Origin of the sequence: Micromonospora sp. NPDC047707, from assembly GCF_040704235.1 — a bacterium.
Classification (GTDB): Bacteria; Actinomycetota; Actinomycetes; order Mycobacteriales; family Micromonosporaceae; genus Micromonospora.
Genome location: NZ_JBEYSU010000163.1, coordinates 1 through 1085, shown reverse-complemented (window position 1 = coordinate 1085; position 1085 = coordinate 1). Strand labels below are relative to the sequence as shown.

Here is a 1085-nt window from a genome sequence, read left to right as displayed (position 1 = left end):
CGCGACCGCCGGCCCTACCAACCGCTGCTGCCCGACGCACCCGCATGACGCACTCATCGGGGCACCACCAAGACCACTTGACAACGTCATTGGAAAGTAGTTCTTGCTCCGCGCGGCCAGGCGGTGGTCCCGAGTGGGGATCAGGGTGCCATCGACGATGGCGATCTGCTCGACCGGCCGCCGACGCACCGGCGCCAGGGCCAACAGCGGCGCAAGGGTGTCGATCACCCGGTGCGCCGCGGAGCGCGACACCCCGAACAGCGGACCGATCTGCCGCATCGTCAAGTTCGTACGCCAGTACGCGGCCACCAGCAACACCCGATCCGGCAGGTCCAGGGCCCACTGCCGGCCCGGCCGGCCATCAGCGATGCCGTCACCGCCACGCTCGGCGACCAGCCGGACCAGCTGGCGGAACTGGGCGGGCTGTAACCCGGTGAACGGGAAGATCCACTCCGGGCGGGCCGCCGTAATCACCTGCACCCAGGCATCCTGCCCGACCGTCCTCAACAGACGGCAGCCAGGGTTACGAGACGTCCCTTAGTGGGACGGTTGGTGGAGCAGGCTCGGGTGGCGGGTCTGCAGCTGACTGGCGACGGCGGGTTTTGCAGCAGCTGACCAAGCGGGTTCTGGAATCTGCGCTCGGGGGTGAGATCAGCGATCACCTGGGCTATGACAGGGGCGACGCGAAGGCCAAAGAGGGATCCAATCACCGCAACGGCAGCCGTTCCAAGACGGTGCTGACCGACGTCGGTCCGGTCGAGATCGACGTGCCCCGCGACCGCGAGGGCTCATTCGCGCCGCGGATCGTCCGCAAGCGGCAGCGCCGGTTGTCCGGGGTGGACCACATGGTGATCTCCCTGTCGGTCAAGGGCCTGACGACCGGGGAGATCCAGCCCCACCTGGGCGAGGTGTGTGGCGCCGAGGTGTCGCGGCAGACGATCTCGACGATCACGGACAAGGTCATCGACGGGATGACCGAGTGTGCTCTGCGAACGGCAAGCTGATAACACCTGGTGCCCGGCTGTTACGAGGAGCGACGCGAAGCTCGATACCCAGGACCTCGGCGGACGTCACAGTAGTGCCCT

2 protein-coding genes are annotated in these 1085 nt (G+C 67.5%); one reads left to right on the top strand and one right to left on the bottom strand.

Annotation, left to right across the window (positions count from 1 at the left end; translation table 11 throughout):
• The coding region (locus AB0873_RS32635) for a transposase family protein (protein WP_366604657.1) at nucleotides 1-480 on the bottom strand (480 nt) is incomplete at its 3' end.
• Nucleotides 481-602: 122 nt separating this feature from the next.
• On the opposite strand from AB0873_RS32635, the gene AB0873_RS32630 reads away from it, so the two are divergent.
• The gene (locus tag AB0873_RS32630; RefSeq protein WP_366604655.1) at nucleotides 603-1004 is read left to right on the top strand and encodes a transposase; all 402 of its coding nucleotides are present in this window, start codon (nucleotides 603-605) and stop codon (nucleotides 1002-1004) included.
• The last annotated feature ends 81 nt before the right edge of the window (nucleotides 1005-1085 follow it).